Origin of the sequence: Metapseudomonas phytobenefica, from assembly GCF_043392685.1 — a bacterium.
Classification (GTDB): domain Bacteria; phylum Pseudomonadota; class Gammaproteobacteria; order Pseudomonadales; family Pseudomonadaceae; genus Metapseudomonas.
Map to the genome: position 1 here is coordinate 23,893 of NZ_JBHZGM010000023.1, position 13,660 is coordinate 37,552.

Below are 13,660 nucleotides of genomic sequence, written 5' to 3' on the forward strand. Positions count from 1 at the left end.
ATCGCGCAGCGATTCCTCTTGCACCGCAACCATCTGAAACCACGCGAAAAAATCTCCCCTACGGGCTTCGCCAATGGCCTTTCAGCTGGTATCATGCGCGCCGTTCGGGAAGATGCCGGAGTGGCCGAACGGGACGGATTCGAAATCCGTTGTGTCAGCAATGGCACCTAGGGTTCAAATCCCTATCTTCCCGCCATATTCAAAAGCCTAAACCCCTGAAATTCTTAGAGTTTCAGGGGTTTTTGCTTTCTGGCTTCTGCCAACTGTCGAAGAAGTGTCGAAAGTCTGCGACCGGGCCAAGCCGCACGGCATCCTGCAGGTGATCCGGCGCCAGGTGCGCATAGCGCATCGTCATCGCCACTGTCGTGTGGCCCAGGATCTTCTGCAGGGTCAGTAGATTCCCGCCGTTCATGATGAAGTGGCTGGCGAAGGTATGCCGCAGCACGTGTGATGACTGCCCTGCAGGAATTGGTATGCCGGACACGCCCAGGGTCTGGTCGAAGCTGTTGAGGCACTTCGAGAACAGGCCGTGTTGCTTGAAGTGATCCAGGATGCGTTGCTCCAGGACGGGATCGATCGGCACCGAGCGGGTTCGCTTCCCCTTGGTGTTCACGAACAGCACGCGCCCATCCTTGACCTGGTACGGAGTCAGCGCCTGCGCTTCGCCCCATCGAGCGCCCGTAGCCAGGCAGATCGCGGCGATCATGGCGACGTGAGGCGTCTTGCAGCGCTTGTGGATAACTGCGAAGAGTTGTTGGACCTGGTCATCGTTCAGATAGGCCAACTCCCGTTCCTGCAGGCGCAGCGGGCGTACCCGGGCAAGCGGGTTGGGGTAGTCGATCTCTTCCAGCTGGAACAGCACGTTGAACACCGCACGCAGGTAGGCGAGCCGGTTGTTCAGCGTCTTCGGATTCGCCCCCTTCTTGAGCATTGAGGCGCGGTACTCCGCGTAATCCTTGCCCGTCATCCGCACTGCAATCGGGTTGCCCAGGTCCTTGGCCATGGAGTCGAGCAGGCGTCGCCGTGCTTCCCCATCCGCCAGAGTGTGGGCATGCAGCACGGCCCAGCGGTCGATCAGGTCCAGGAGCCTGCGTTTGTCCTTGGGGCGGGGCGACCAGTCCGGGGTGCCAATGCATTTGGCCCGGCAGACGGCTTCGAAGCGCTGCGCCTCACCCTTGGTCTTCACCGTCTTGCGGAAGCGTTTGCCCTTGATGGGCTCCGTATCGACTTTCCAGCGGCCATCCGGCAGTTGCTCGATGGCCATCAGACCGCACGCCCCCATCGGACGACGCGTTCCTCCAGGAGCTGTTTGATGCGCTTGTAGAGGGCCCGTTCATCCATGCCCTTGTGGGCGTAGTGGTCACGGATCACCGGCCAGCACTCCCAGTTGCGGAGGCTGGCAAAGGCCTTTTTTGCCCCCACCCGCTCACGGGCGACCAGGCTGATGAAGTTGCCGATGAACAGATCCACGTTCTTCCCGGAGAAGCCCTGCGAGGTCTTGTAGTGGCGCTTGTAGTGGGTACGCCCAGCGAGTGAGACGGCTGGCACGGAGACTTTGGTGTCCTGGCGCAGCAGGGTCCAGAAGGCATCGAACACGCCTTTGCTGGAGCACAGGCGGAAGGATTCCAGGCCGTACTGGAACAGCCCGTCCAGGTGCGGGGCGAGGTCTCGGTAGGTGCGGCTGTCGATCATGGCGCCGGTGTCCATGCTGGCCGAGCCGTCGGCAAACTGCTGGACGATGGAGTGGTGGAAGCGCAGCTCCACCCGCCACACTGGGGCCTTGGCGTCGTAGTTCTGGTCGTCGTCGGGGGCGAAGGGGTTGTCCATGGTCTTCCAGACCGACTGCCAGTAATCGAGCTTGTCGATGCTGTAGGCCTGCAGGGTCTTGTTGTAGATCGCGAGCTGCATGCCCGAGGCGGAGCCGAACAGGAAGGACTGGCCATTGCCGTAGGAGACGGCTTCCCCGTCGTAGAACACTTCGTTGATGCCGGTGATGCTGCGACGAGTCCGGGCCCGGCAGAGCAGACGGTCCATCAGGTCCTTCGGGGGTTGCCAGCCTTGTACGTCCAGCGCGAGGTGGACGGCGCACTGGTTGGCCTCCATGCATTGCAGGGCGGCCGTGGCGAAGCGGTCCATCCACTCCTGAAGCACGTCGGGCGGGCTCGACTGGATGGCATGCGGGCTGACCTCGATCTTCATGTGCGCGCCGATCACATCGGCCTTCACGTTGAAGTTCTTCAGCAGCAGCACAAAGCCCAGGTCGTTGTTCTGCAGCTTGTACTGGTAGCCGGAATCCCGGCTGACGCGCCCGGCATGCCACTGGTGGCCGGCAAAGCTGACCAGACCGCTTTCCTCGAACAGGGCCAGCACCTCGGGGCGGACCATGCCCCGGTACAACTGGCGCACGGTGTCGACGCGACAGCCCAACAGGCGGACCTTCGACAGGTTGGTCATCCGGGCTGCCTTCGGGTCGAAGAACAGACGGGAGTTCCGGCACTCCTGGCCGGTCTGCAAATCGACGCGAATCTGGTCTACGGCTTTTCTCATGTCGTCAAACTCCATGAAATGACACGAATTGAAACGGCGTTAAGCCATTGATAGGACGTGCTACAGGGACGTCCTGCCGGCCTCCCGGGCGCGGGCTCCACCCGCAAGCAGCGGCGCTCTCGCGCTCGCGCGTTTGCGCGGTACGCGCTGCGCGCGTATCCGTGCAAAACGTGCGAACGCGCGAGGTTTCACAAGCAATCGAGGTAGCGAGGTGCGCGGAAGGGGAGGGGGAATCTGCTTCCAGGATGCAGGGGAGCAGTAGGGCTTCGAGCGGAGGGGGCGGGTCCTGGAACTGCAGGCGGGACAGTGAAGCCAGTGCGGCGAAGAGGGCCAGTGCGCAGAGCGGGGCCCTGTAAACACCAAGGGCGCCGCCCTTGTCATCCCGCTCTTGCCGCCGAGGGCTCGGGAGCGAGGGGCGGAAAAGCTGCCCCACACTCCCCAGCCGAGGCTGTTCGGGCAGGAGTGCGGTCAAGGGTGCGCTGCGCCCGTGCTTCCGTTCGCCGGAACGGTGGAGCTGTTCCGACGAGCCGGGAGCGCGGCCCCTGACCGGATCAGGCCGCCGAGCGCGGGCGGGAGCTGGTCGGAGCCTTCCAGCGGGCGGCGGTGCAGCGTGGTCAGGGTGCGGATATCCGACCAGAAGATCTCGTTCGGGAACTGCTCTTCCTGGAGCGCGTTGAAGCACAGGAAGTGGCCTTCTTTCACGAGGCCCGGTATCGGCGCTACCAGCCCGACGATGTGGAAGCAGCGCCAGAGGGATTCGGGCTCGTCTTCCAGGACCAGCTCCATCATCACGGTCTGGCCAATCAAGGAAGTGGCGGTAGCGGCGTTCAGGGCGAGGGGCTGGCTAGTCATTGGCGTAATCCCCCTCATCGAACTGGTCCTTGCCTTGCTCCAGGTCCTGGCACAGGCGCTCAAGGTTCACCAGCTGGGCGCCCTTCATTCGCACGGCGGGGACGGTGCCGGTCTTGATCCAGCCCATCACGGTGTCGTCAGACACGCCGCACATCTCGGCGAAGGCTTCCGGGCTGCACACCGCTTCGTAGTGGCCAGCGGGCAGGTTGTTGAGGTTGAGGGATTGGTTGTTGCCGTTCATGCGGTCCACTCCTGTTCCAGAAGCCATTGGCGGAGCAGGGCGCAGTTCACCATGCGCAGCTTGCCGAGCTTCACCGAGGGGATGATTCCCCGATACACCCAGGCGCGAGCGGTGTCGCAGGTGACACCGTTGCGATCTGCCCAGGCGGCGATGGGTTCTACGTCCTGTTGCGGGCCGACCAGGTTGGTCGGGGAGAGCTCTTCCAGTTCCATGCTCGTTCCGTCACTATTCGTGGCTATTAGCGAATGCCCATGCAGGGGCAGTATTTACTCCGGGGCAAAGGTTACTCTCAATGCATTATGGGAGTAAATACTGCCTCGATTAGTATTTGTGACTATGGACGAGATACGAGATAGAGCGGTTCTATTGATCCGGATGGCCGGACCCAAGAAGCTCAGCTTGCTTGGCGAGACCAATCACGAGCGATGGAAGAACATCAGCAAGGGAGCAATCAGAATGAGCACAGAGGAGATCGGCGTGCTCGTGAAGATGTACCCGCAGTACGCCTTGTGGCTGGCTAGCGGGGAGGTTGCACCTGAAGCAGGCCAGACAAGTCCTGCATACGACGAAGCCCATTCAAACTTGCCAACTCCGAACGCGGGTTAGCAATCACCGCCACAGTAGCGGACCGCTGGTTCTCCCGGCGGTCCAGGACCGCTTGAACTCACCTCGCTCCGCCACCTCACGGCGGAGCAATCAACTCCTCAACGATCAACATCTTCGCGGGCGCCCGAATAATCAGCCGCACCGCATTGTCTTCAATCGCCGCAACCTCGATCTCTATCCCGTGAGTGAGCAGCAACCGCATCAGCTCCTCACTCGCCCTGCCTTCCAGGATGTTCAGCGACAGAACATCACCCTTCCGACATTCGCCTTCGTGGATTTGCATAGGGTTCTCCTCGTGCGTTCTTGGAGAGGAGAGCACAGTGATGAAAGCACGTTCTGCCGAGCATGAAGGATCAGAAATTTCCTCGAGGAAAATGAGAAAGCCGTTGAACGAGATTGAGTTGCCTATTACCTTCAAAAGTGGCAGTTCGCCTTTATTCAATGCCTTTTGGCCTGCAAAAGGCGAGGGGAGCACTTTATCAGGGGGGGATAATTAAATGGATTGGCTCGGAAGTTTTGGCCTGAAATAGTAATCTGCGGTCGGTAATGGAGTGAAACTTCATTGGGCCAAGTAAATGAAGCAATGCTATATATTATAGCCAGGGATGCAGGTAGAAGATCATACGGCTAGCGTGAATTGAGTTGCAAAAGACATTTCTGAGTATTTTGTAAGTTGGTAGTACCGATGGTAGGGGCGTGAGAAATGGAAAATCTAGATATTAATGCAGTGACGGCAGACCTTGTCAGAGATTTTACTAAAGAGATAGTTGCTGGTGTGCATGGGTTAGGTAGGGACGCGCTGTCGAAGTTAAAGGTGAATTTGAATTTATGCTTACAAAAATACTTGGAGAGAAGTCATGAGCGATACTCAAAGACAAAAACTCTGCTTTATCGGGAGCGTCCTGTAAGTATCAAGGAATTCTACGTTAGGACTGACCTGGGTATAGGAGGGAGGGTAGTAGAAGAGAGGGAGTTTTTGAATCGAATCAAAGAGGATAAGAGAATTATTGTTAGCGGCACCGCTGGCTCAGGTAAGTCTACTTTTTGCAAGAGTACTTTCATCGAGATAATCGAATCGAGTATCGGTGTTATGCCGATTTTTGTTGAGCTTAGGCAGCTGAATACAGACCAAAATTCTTCCTTGGTTGACTACATAATTAAGGCTCTGGCAGAGATTGAGCCAACTTTTACTCGGCAGCAGTTTGAATATGCTCTTTCAGTTGGAAAGATGCTCTTGATATTTGATGGCTTCGATGAAATTGACAGTGGAAAGAGGGAGGTTTACGAGAGGGAGATATTGGGGCTGTCTAGTAAGTATAATGAAATTATGATCGTTATCTCTAGTCGGCCGGATAGCAGGTTTTCGTCTTGGGAGGAGTTTTACAAGTACGAGATATTGGGGCTTGATAAGGAGAAGGCTAAGTCCTTAATAGGAAAGCTTGAATATGATCGGTCTGTGAAGCGGAAGTTTTTAGCGGCTTTGGATGAGTCTCTATATGACAAGCATAAAAGTTTCGCTAGTACGCCGCTGTTGCTTACCATGATGCTCCTTACTTATGAGCAGATAGCGGAGATTCCAAATAAAATACATCTGTTCTATGAGCAGGCTTTCCTAACGCTTTTTAATAAGCATGATTCTCTAAAATCTCTTTATAAGAGGAAATCTTTCTCTGGGCTACCTCTTGATGAGTTTAGGCGAATTCTCTCCATATTCTCTGCTCTAAGTTATTCTGAGAAGAAGTATTTTTTTTATGAGGAGGAGTTGCTTGGTTTTTTGAGAAATGCGGTAAGAATTAGTGATATAAAAGCCTACCCAGAGCCGTTCCTAAATGACCTCTTGGATAGTGTATGTATCATGCAGAGAGATGGTGTTGGGTTTACTTTTACACATCGTTCCTTTCAAGAGTATTTTACGGCTTTATTTTTGGTTAATTTTCCCAACGAAAAGCAATTTGATATTTTTGACAAGATCGCGTTTACGAATGATCGGGATGATGTCATTTCTATGGCTTACGATATAAACAGCGATTTAGTAGAGCGCGTTTGGATAATGCCTAGGCTTAAGTCTTTTATTGAGGAGCTTTCCAGTATCCCGGAGTCTCCTTTAGGAAGGCTGGAGATGCTGAAGCGCCTTTATAGCAATATAACTCTTCACTACAGTGATGATGATGATGAGCCTGGAATAGCTTTTACACTGTATAGAACTAAAAATAGCCATCCTCATTTTTTTCATCTTCTTAGCAGGATCTGGAGTAAGGAGTTCTCTAGGTTGTATGCCAAAAAGAGTAAGGATAAGTCAGAACTTGAGATTTTCTACGAAAAAGAGTTGATCGAAAAAGACCTCGTTGAAGAAACAGGGGAGGGCGTAAATCTTAAGAATCTAGCAAAGATTAGGAAGGAAACTAAGGTTAGAATCTTGAACTCAGGCTGCTGGAAGATTGCATTTTATTATTTGCAGTATGCAAGAATTAAGTTGAAGTCTTTGGAACGGAAGCATAGCAAGAAAGAGAGTGACTTGACCGCGCTTATACTTGGAGGAAGGTGACTTTAAAAGGAAGGTAAGGTTTATTTAATTGCTCTAATTCGATTGGTAAATTGTTTTTAGGGTGAGAAAAATAATATTGTCTATTATTTCTGTGTATTTGTTGTTTCTGGTAAATAGGAGTTTTTAGTGGGTTCTTTTAAGGAAGCTGTACGTCAAAAAAAGATTGCTCAACCAATAAATGACAAGTTTAGCTTGGATACGTGGAAGAAGAAGTGGGATGAAACCACCGATAAAGATTCCAGTGATAGCGAGCTGTATGAGGCAGGTATAGTTTTTTACACACTTCTGAGTGAGGTTCGCCAGAAGTTGCATGAACTCTACGAAGAAAGTTCGCCGGGAATAAAGCCGAAAAGGCTTTTGGAGCTATACTGCGGTGTTTGTAACAGAGACTGGAGTATTATTTCATCTCCTGATACCTGGTCTCTAGGTGATGGGAGGGTAAATGTTCATAGTTTTTCAACAAAGAATAATGCTGGCGGGAATGAAATTACGATAGATGAGGCTGCTACTGTAAATATTGACGGCCTCCATAAGGCCATTGGCTTTACATACAAGAAGGCCATTGCGGGAAATTATATAAATAAAGGTAGAAGCCCTATTGATGAATTGGAGTTCGTTAAGGCTGAGTCCTATCTTTCGCAATTGTATGGGTTGTATGAGAATTACTGGCAAGCTCTCTTGTGGGGCGGCTATGAGTTTGAGCTGAAAGATGGAAAATTTGTTGAGGTGCGGCAATCTTCAAGTGAGCCTGAAATAGCCTACGAGATAAGTCAAAAGCGGCGAATGAAGCTCGAAACTCAAGCGGCAATTCGAGCGGCTGATCCAGGTTTTTATACGCAGTTTAATAAAACTTTGTATGTGGTTCCTGAAGGTTCTGGAAAGACAAAAAATTATAGTGTGTCGAAGATAGGTGATGCCTCAAAAGATTTGATTTTTAAGAACTCGGAATACTTTTCTAGTTTTGAAACTGTGCTGAGAAGTATTCCAGAGAGCCTGCTCTTGGCTGCGCACGGAAAATCAGGTTTTACGGTCGTGGAGCTGATTCAAGTGTTTCGTCACTTAAGGCTGCTTGCCGTTCAGCTCAAAGATAAGTTGCCTCAAGATAGTGAATGCATGTCCCCCGGGAAACTGCGGGAATACAATGTTAAGATAAATAAAAATAGATTGTGCTTGGCGTTAATTCAAGCCACCGAACTGGCTGCTGATAAGGTTTATGAAATATTTGATTTTATTGTTTTCAGCAAAATCAATAAGCAGGACCTTTGGTGCCATCCTATAGTGCATGGTGGTGGTGACGATTATTACGTTATCCTTGGGGCAATGGCAGACGCTGTTCTCATGAGAGTAGTAGAGAACTGGTTGGCTGAACTGGATTTGAAACTTAGCGAGAAGGGCGCCACCTACGAAAGCCGAGTGTGCGAGTTAGTAGGTGATGCTGTTCGGGATAGTGAGGTATTTAATGATGTTGATGGGCCGGCATCAAGACGCATAAAGTTAAAAGGAAAGTCTGTTGCAAAACCTGCGGAAGAAGAAATTGATTTTATTTTTAGGTTTGGCGATGTGATATTGGTTGGTGAGGCGAAGTCTATTGTTACTACTGATTCTCCTATTTCCTACTTTAGAACTCTAGATATCCTAGTGGGGGCGGCAAAACAAGCTAAACGGAAGGCTGGTTTTGTGAAGGATAATTTGGAGTTGGTGTTTGGTGCGCTTGGCTGGAAGTGGAGTGGAAGGGAGTATAATGTGGTTCCGCTTGTGCTATCTAGCAATAAAATGCACGTAGGGTTTCCGGTTCTAGATGTTCCGGTTGTTGATGAGTCTATTCTGTCTGGTTTCTTTAGAAGCAATGTTGTTCCTCTTGTAAGTGTGCCGGTCAATAAGACTGGCTTTGATCATGTTATGTGGTTTGAAATTTATGATGGGTTTGATGACTCTCAACAAGTAATTGAGAAATATCTTAAAAGTCCTCCGCAAATACAGGACTCAAAGGAGAGTTTTGAACTTTCTCCGATGTATCTTCCTTACGTTTTTGAGGATTCTTACCGGGTCATTTACAGTCGTCTTAAGCACAGAGATGTTTCGGCTAGTGAATACGTTAGTCGGAGTCATGCATTTCCACTTAAAGAAAAAGAAGGTGCGCGTGAGATAATAACGGAGTTTGGTATTGTTTTTTGATGGATTTGACGGATTGAATAGTTAGTTTTCTGAAGTTTTGATTTGGGCGCTTAGGCGCCCCTTTTTCTATTCTAAATTGGCTCGGCTGGCCTAAGAACATTCGCACCTGGTTCCGCCGGCAGGTGTCGAAAAACTGTCGAAATCACAGGCACAAACTGTCGAACATCGACACCTGAGAATCGCTGGAAAGCTCGAACTGAGCAGGGCTGCGACGCACTGAGCCAGCCCTCGGGATGATTCAAATCCCTATCTTCCCGCCATATTCAAAAAGCCCCAGAGATTCAAATCTCTGGGGCTTTTTCATTGTATCCGCTCCATAAACCCTGTCTTCCTTTGACGAGTTGCCGTGATCAGGATGCTCTTGTCGGCGGGCAGTTCCACGGCAACAGCGCTTCAATAGCCTCGACGCTGTTGGCGATCGGCAGGCGCTCCAGCACATAACGCAGGCAAGCATAGGGCTCCTGCCCGTTGGCCTTGGCGGTTTCGATCAGGCTGTAGATCTGCGCGCTGGCGGTGGCGCCTTTGGGCGTGTCGCTGAATAGCCAATTCTTGCGGCCGATCACGAAGGGGCGAATGGCGTTCTCGGCACGGTTATTGTCGATGGGCAGATGCCCGCCTTCGACATAGCGCACGAGCCTGCTCCAGTTGCTGGCCAGGTAGTTCACCGCCTTGCCCAGGGCGTTCTGCGCGGTGACCTGCGGCTGGGTCTTGTCCAGCCAGGCCTTGAGCTGTTCCAGGATCGGCAAGCTGCGCTGCTGGCGTACGGCATGGCGTTCCAGGTCGCCGCTGTCCTTCTGATCGCGCTCGATGCCATAGAGCTTGTTGATCAGGTTCAAGGCCATGTCGGCGCGTCCGATCTTGCCCTTGGGCTGCACTTTCTGCGCGTCGACGAACTTGCGGCGGGCATGGGCCCAGCAGGCCAGGCGTTCGATACCGTCTTGCGCGGCCACGGCGTTGTAGCCGGCGTAGTCGTCGGTCATCAGGTAGCCGCGATAGCCGTCGAGCAGGCGCAGCGGCACCTCCTGCGCACGGCTGGTGGTGTAGTCGAAGAGGATCACCGGTCTGTCCGGTGGCCCACCGCTTTGCACCCACATCCAGGACTGCGCGCTGGGATCGCGACCCGGCTCGTGCAGCACCTGCAGGCGGGTTTCGTCGCAGTGCAGTACCGGGTAGCCGAGCAACTGGTCGCGCAACAGGTTGAGCAGCGGTTGTAGCTGCTCGCCGCACTGGATCACCCAGCGCGCCAGGGTCTGGCGCGGGATGTCGATGCCATGGCGGTCGAGCATCTTCTCGAAGCGGTACAGCGGGATGCCATCGGCGTACTTGGTGGTCAGCAGCATGGCCAGCACGCTAGGGCTGGCCAGGCTTTTCTCGATCAGTTGCGCCGGTTTGTCAGCGGTGACCGGGGCGGCTTCGCAGGCCTTGCAGGCATAGGTTTTGCGGATATGGCGGATCACCCGTACCTGCATCGGGATGATCTCCAACTGCTCGCTGGTCTCTTCGCCGATCACCTGCTTACAGGCGCCGCAGGCACAGGTGCGCTCGTGCTCAGGCAGTTCGTGGATGATCTCCACGCGCGGCAGATTGGCCGGCAGCGGCTTGCGCTTGCCGCGGCGCTTCACCGGGGCAACAACCTCTTCGGCTTCGGCCTCACCTGATCCGCCGGCAGGTTCTTCGAGCAGCTCTTCAGCCTCGTTGAACATGGCCAGTTGCGGGGAGTCGGCATCCTCGAGGCTGCGCTCGGACTTGGGCGAGAACAGCTTGTGGCGCAGCAGGGCGACCTGCTCCTGCAATTGCAGAACCAGGGCCTTGAGCAGGACGGGATCGTCGGGAAGGGAGTCAGCGCCGGATTTCATGGCGCCGGATTATACCGGCTCAGCTCACAAAACGCGGGGTCAGTACCTTGTGTGGCTGGTTCCCCCAGAGGTCGAAACCGGCCAGCAGCTGATTCAGTTCCCGCACCGTCAACACGATGGGCCCGTCAGCATCGCGCTTGGTCTTGAAACGCTCGGCCTGCAGACGCTTGAGCCACAGACAGAAGCCGTTGCGTTCCCAGTAGAGGATTTTCACCCGGTTGCGGGTTTTGTTGAGGAAGACGAACAACACCGGGTCGAACACGGCCACCTTGATATCCAGCTCCACCAGGGCCGCCAGGCCATCGATGGATTTCCGGAAGTCCACTGGCTTCGGATAGAGATAGACGGCTTTGACCTTGGCGTTCGGACGCATCATGACGGGGCTCCACTGGGAAAACGGGTGCCCAGCATCCGCAAGCGGACAGTTCAGTTGAAGGTGGGGTTCGTGGAGCGCTTACTTTTCATTTGAGCCCGGAAAACCACGTCCCAGGGGCACTGCCATGAATCAGCGGCTCCACCCGTGACGACCGGAATCCTCGATTGCGGGATGAACCCGGCGTTTGCGTAGGTGCGAGCTTGCTCGCGAACCGTTCGCTGGATGGATCGGGCGGTGCGCTGCGAACAGCCCCGTCCTTCATACCTCGGCGTTTCGTACCCGGTTGCGCAGTGCTGCGAAGTAGTTGTCATCGGCCGGGCTGGCCGGGGGCAAGGTGCGGTCAGCCGAATCGAAACGATGGTTTCTATTTTGATATTCAGCAGGGCGATTCAGGTGGGTTTCGAAACTCTGGTTTCGATTGTCGGTTAGCTTATGAGAGCGATTAGCCTGTCGAAAATCGACGCGGGCGAATGGCTGGAAACCCCAAACTGAGCAGGTCAGCAACGCTCTGATCCAGCCCCCGGAACGACTCAAATCCCCCTCCCCCGGCATACCCAGAAAAACCCCGCAGTCCAATGGCTGCGGGGTTTTTCGCTTTCAGGGGCTCAGGAGTTGGCGCACATCATGGCTGCATTGATCAGCCGGCCCTTGTCCTGCCAGGCGTTGCGCTGGAAGACGGAGAACTGCTTCTGCCCCTGGGCGTCGGAGAGTTCCACCAGTCCCGAGGCCTTCTCGGGGTCGGTGCTGCCGACGAAGAGGAGGGTCTTGCTGTTTTCTTCGGAGGTAAAGGTTTGGGCGTCGTGGCGGATGCCGCTTTTCACGCAGTTCATGTAGTCGGGATTGGCTCGACTGCTGACGCCGGACGTTCCGTCCCGGCTGCTTCTGATATCGGGGTTCTGCGCACAGCCTGTTGCGATCAGCAGGGTGGAAAGGATCAGAACACTGCCGCCGAGGAATGAAACTGAAGGGTTGCCAGGGTGGGTGGTTTTCATGGCTGTTGCTCCAGGCTGGTGCATGTGGCTACCCGGCTTGTCGTCGGTTAGCCGTTGGGGCAGGGCGCCTGGGGGCGGAGGCCGTCGACGAAGGGGGCGGGAGTCCTCCCCCGGTTGGCCGCTGCCTGTGCCGGACAAGTGTATGCCGGCATCGGGCGAACGAAAGGGCACTGGTCTTGAAGAGCTCCGTTTGTGGGTCGGCAAATGCCGTTCACCGGATTTCTGCTTCCCGGCTGGCGGGCTTGAAGTGGGTGCGCTATCGCTAATCAAGTGCATCTGGAAAGGTGATGCGCCAGGAGCGATTCGTGATCGAACCGGTTTACTGGGCGGAGCTGCGCCGCCTCTCGCTCAACGTTTCTGCTGCGCACATCGCTGTGGTGGCCTTTCTGGAAGAGGCCACAGTGCCCTGGTCGGATGAGCAGATGCTGGAGTTCGAGCGGCTATTGGCGGCCGAGCGGATAGCCATCAGCGCGTACACGACGCTCTATTCGTATATCGACGTGCGCTTGTCGACACCGGCCGGAATGCGGCAGGTAGCCAGCGAGTAGGCCTCCTTCGACAGGCCGGGCCCTTCAGCGGCCTGGCACGGCAATCGCTTCGATCAATCCTTCGTCATCGTTCTGAGCACTGTTCACCCGTGTGGAAACCGCATGCCCGGTGAAGTCGTCGCGTGCCCGGGCGATGACCTGCTGCAGCTGTTCGCCGGGTGTGTCGGGGGCCAGCCACAAGGCGAATTGTTCCGGCGGCAGCACCACCGGCATGCGCGAGTGAATGGCGCGGATGGCCGGTGCCGCTTCCCGGGTGAGCAGGGCGCAGGAGATGACGGTCTGTCCTTGCGGGCCGGTCCAGGTGGCCCACATGGCGGCGAAGGCCAGGAGCGGGTCATTCGGGCTGTAGAGGTAGTAGGGCTGGTGGACCAGGCGGCCGCTGGCGTTGCGCACCTGCTGATTCGGGTTCCACTCGTACCAGCCCCTGGCGGGCATCAGGCAGCGGTGGCTGCGCAGGCTCTGGCGCCACAGGGGCTTGCCGGCGGCTTCTTCACTGCGGGCGAAGAAGGACAGGGTCGGCGGCTTCGCCTCCTTCCACCAGGAGGGGATCAGGCCCCAGCGCGCCGGCACCAATTCCAGCTCTCCCTGTTCATCCAGACGCAGCATCGGCACCTGGCTGGTGGGGGCCACATTGAAACGCTGGATCCAGCGCCCCGAGTCCCGCGCGCCGATGTGCCAGTAGTCTTCTATGGCGCGATCGGAGGGGCTGACGTAGCGGCCGCACATGGCTGGTTCCTGTTTCGGGGGATGCCTTCAGCATAGAACCCGAGTACCTGCCAAATGGGCTGGTGATATGAGGCGGCCATCTATTTGATGGCAATGCAGTGGCTAATTTCCGGAAAGTTGCAGCGAAAAAGGCGACAAAGTGCACGTTTTTTACGGTTGGCTGGAGAACCGGATGACCTTGCGCCAGTCTGTTCTC

At 55.0% G+C, this 13,660-nt stretch carries 14 protein-coding genes and 1 tRNA gene; 5 read left to right on the top strand and 10 right to left on the bottom strand.

The annotated features are described in order from the left end of the window. Positions 1 to 106 precede the first annotated feature (106 nt). A tRNA-Ser gene (locus tag ACFW0B_RS18010) sits at positions 107 to 196 on the top strand. Positions 197 to 232: 36 nt separating this feature from the next. Here the strand turns inward: ACFW0B_RS18010 and ACFW0B_RS18015 are convergent. From ACFW0B_RS18015 to ACFW0B_RS18040, 6 genes are all read right to left on the bottom strand, one after another. After that, entirely contained in the window at positions 233 to 1,264 is a 1,032-nt protein-coding gene (locus tag ACFW0B_RS18015; protein ID WP_449150371.1) for a phage integrase, read from the bottom strand. Next, positions 1,264 to 2,547 carry a hypothetical protein gene (locus ACFW0B_RS18020; RefSeq protein ID WP_449150372.1) on the bottom strand — a complete coding sequence of 428 codons (1,284 nt, stop codon included), beginning with the start codon at positions 2,545 to 2,547 and terminating at the stop codon, positions 1,264 to 1,266. The genes ACFW0B_RS18015 and ACFW0B_RS18020 overlap by 1 nt, the downstream gene beginning before the upstream one ends. Before the next feature lie 468 nt (positions 2,548 to 3,015). Continuing rightward, entirely contained in the window at positions 3,016 to 3,399 is a 384-nt protein-coding gene (locus tag ACFW0B_RS18025) for a hypothetical protein (RefSeq protein WP_449150373.1), read from the bottom strand. Next, positions 3,392 to 3,640: a DNA-binding protein gene (locus tag ACFW0B_RS18030; protein ID WP_449150374.1), complete on the bottom strand. Its 249-nt coding sequence runs from the start codon at positions 3,638 to 3,640 to the stop codon at positions 3,392 to 3,394. The genes ACFW0B_RS18025 and ACFW0B_RS18030 overlap by 8 nt, the downstream gene beginning before the upstream one ends. Further along, on the bottom strand, positions 3,637 to 3,852 hold the full coding sequence (locus ACFW0B_RS18035) for a MerR family transcriptional regulator (protein WP_120654973.1): 216 nt from the start codon (positions 3,850 to 3,852) through the stop codon (positions 3,637 to 3,639). The genes ACFW0B_RS18030 and ACFW0B_RS18035 overlap by 4 nt, the downstream gene beginning before the upstream one ends. Before the next feature lie 470 nt (positions 3,853 to 4,322). Beyond that, entirely contained in the window at positions 4,323 to 4,529 is a 207-nt protein-coding gene (locus ACFW0B_RS18040; protein ID WP_449150375.1) for a hypothetical protein, read from the bottom strand. Positions 4,530 to 4,569: 40 nt separating this feature from the next. Between ACFW0B_RS18040 and ACFW0B_RS18045 the strand changes: the two genes are divergently transcribed. From ACFW0B_RS18045 to ACFW0B_RS18055, 3 genes are all read left to right on the top strand, one after another. Beyond that, on the top strand, positions 4,570 to 4,743 hold the full coding sequence (locus tag ACFW0B_RS18045) for a hypothetical protein (RefSeq protein WP_449150376.1): 174 nt from the start codon (positions 4,570 to 4,572) through the stop codon (positions 4,741 to 4,743). A 206-nt stretch (positions 4,744 to 4,949) separates the two neighbouring features. After that, positions 4,950 to 6,791 (top strand): NACHT domain-containing protein, encoded by a 1,842-nt coding sequence (locus ACFW0B_RS18050; RefSeq protein ID WP_449150377.1) that lies wholly within the window; start codon positions 4,950 to 4,952, stop codon positions 6,789 to 6,791. Between the two features lie 126 nt (positions 6,792 to 6,917). Next, entirely contained in the window at positions 6,918 to 8,966 is a 2,049-nt protein-coding gene (locus ACFW0B_RS18055) for a hypothetical protein (RefSeq protein WP_449150378.1), read from the top strand. Between the two features lie 350 nt (positions 8,967 to 9,316). On the opposite strand, the gene tnpC is transcribed toward ACFW0B_RS18055, so the two are convergent. The 3 genes from tnpC to ACFW0B_RS18070 form a co-directional block, all read right to left on the bottom strand. Beyond that, on the bottom strand, positions 9,317 to 10,822 hold the full coding sequence (gene tnpC / locus ACFW0B_RS18060; RefSeq protein WP_449150379.1) for an IS66 family transposase: 1,506 nt from the start codon (positions 10,820 to 10,822) through the stop codon (positions 9,317 to 9,319). A 19-nt stretch (positions 10,823 to 10,841) separates the two neighbouring features. Next, the gene (gene tnpB, locus ACFW0B_RS18065) at positions 10,842 to 11,198 is read right to left on the bottom strand and encodes an IS66 family insertion sequence element accessory protein TnpB (RefSeq protein WP_449150380.1); all 357 of its coding nucleotides are present in this window, start codon (positions 11,196 to 11,198) and stop codon (positions 10,842 to 10,844) included. Between the two features lie 605 nt (positions 11,199 to 11,803). Continuing rightward, complete coding sequence (locus ACFW0B_RS18070; RefSeq protein WP_449150381.1) at positions 11,804 to 12,190, bottom strand: hypothetical protein; 387 nt, start codon at positions 12,188 to 12,190, stop codon at positions 11,804 to 11,806. 305 nt (positions 12,191 to 12,495) lie between these two features. Here ACFW0B_RS18070 and ACFW0B_RS18075 point away from each other — a divergent pair, with 305 nt between their 5' ends. Beyond that, positions 12,496 to 12,738, top strand: coding sequence for a hypothetical protein (locus ACFW0B_RS18075; RefSeq protein WP_449150382.1), 243 nt, complete (start codon positions 12,496 to 12,498; stop codon positions 12,736 to 12,738). 24 nt (positions 12,739 to 12,762) lie between these two features. On the opposite strand, the gene ACFW0B_RS18080 is transcribed toward ACFW0B_RS18075, so the two are convergent. After that, entirely contained in the window at positions 12,763 to 13,464 is a 702-nt protein-coding gene (locus ACFW0B_RS18080; RefSeq protein ID WP_449150383.1) for an SOS response-associated peptidase, read from the bottom strand. Positions 13,465 to 13,660: the final 196 nt, after the last annotated feature.

What these genes read in the sequence shown, in the direction of transcription:
- ACFW0B_RS18050 (WP_449150377.1), top strand. Translation starts at nt 4,950, where the DNA reads ATGGAAAATCTAGATATTAATGCAGTGACGGCAGACCTTGTCAGAGAT.
- ACFW0B_RS18025 (WP_449150373.1), bottom strand. Translation starts at nt 3,399, where the DNA reads ATGACTAGCCAGCCCCTCGCCCTGAACGCCGCTACCGCCACTTCCTTG.
- ACFW0B_RS18020 (WP_449150372.1), bottom strand. Translation starts at nt 2,547, where the DNA reads ATGAGAAAAGCCGTAGACCAGATTCGCGTCGATTTGCAGACCGGCCAG.
- tnpB (WP_449150380.1), bottom strand. Translation starts at nt 11,198, where the DNA reads ATGATGCGTCCGAACGCCAAGGTCAAAGCCGTCTATCTCTATCCGAAG.
- ACFW0B_RS18080 (WP_449150383.1), bottom strand. Translation starts at nt 13,464, where the DNA reads ATGTGCGGCCGCTACGTCAGCCCCTCCGATCGCGCCATAGAAGACTAC.
- tnpC (WP_449150379.1), bottom strand. Translation starts at nt 10,822, where the DNA reads ATGAAATCCGGCGCTGACTCCCTTCCCGACGATCCCGTCCTGCTCAAG.
- ACFW0B_RS18030 (WP_449150374.1), bottom strand. Translation starts at nt 3,640, where the DNA reads ATGAACGGCAACAACCAATCCCTCAACCTCAACAACCTGCCCGCTGGC.
- ACFW0B_RS18070 (WP_449150381.1), bottom strand. Translation starts at nt 12,190, where the DNA reads ATGAAAACCACCCACCCTGGCAACCCTTCAGTTTCATTCCTCGGCGGC.
- ACFW0B_RS18045 (WP_449150376.1), top strand. Translation starts at nt 4,570, where the DNA reads ATGAAAGCACGTTCTGCCGAGCATGAAGGATCAGAAATTTCCTCGAGG.
- ACFW0B_RS18040 (WP_449150375.1), bottom strand. Translation starts at nt 4,529, where the DNA reads ATGCAAATCCACGAAGGCGAATGTCGGAAGGGTGATGTTCTGTCGCTG.
- ACFW0B_RS18035 (WP_120654973.1), bottom strand. Translation starts at nt 3,852, where the DNA reads ATGGAACTGGAAGAGCTCTCCCCGACCAACCTGGTCGGCCCGCAACAG.
- ACFW0B_RS18015 (WP_449150371.1), bottom strand. Translation starts at nt 1,264, where the DNA reads ATGGCCATCGAGCAACTGCCGGATGGCCGCTGGAAAGTCGATACGGAG.